This is a genomic window from Exiguobacterium sp. SH3S1, from assembly GCF_004337105.1.
Taxonomy (GTDB): Bacteria; Bacillota; Bacilli; order Exiguobacteriales; family Exiguobacteriaceae; genus Exiguobacterium; species Exiguobacterium aurantiacum_A.
On sequence record NZ_SJUW01000052.1, the window covers coordinates 1 to 267 of the forward strand.

At 49.8% G+C, this 267-nt stretch carries 1 rRNA gene; it reads left to right on the forward strand.

Annotated elements, in window-relative coordinates:
- Positions 1-82 (forward strand): 16S ribosomal RNA (locus EVJ26_RS14360); the annotation flags it as partial.
- Between the last annotated feature and the right edge of the window lie 185 nt (positions 83-267).

Below are 267 nucleotides of genomic sequence, written 5' to 3' on the forward strand. Positions count from 1 at the left end.
GCCGCCGAAGGTGGGACAGATGATTGGGGTGAAGTCGTAACAAGGTAGCCGTATCGGAAGGTGCGGCTGGATCACCTCCTTTCTAAGGAAAATGCCCATGTGGCATGCCCATCGTTCAGTTTTGAGGGTTCGTCCCTCGATTGTTCTTTGAAAACTGAAGATTCATCAAGACATCAAACCAAGAAAAATATGCATGGTCCGTTCGGACCGTGTGTCTTAGAAACGCTAGATCAAGGTAGAAAGGGCGTACGGTGGATGCCTTGGCAC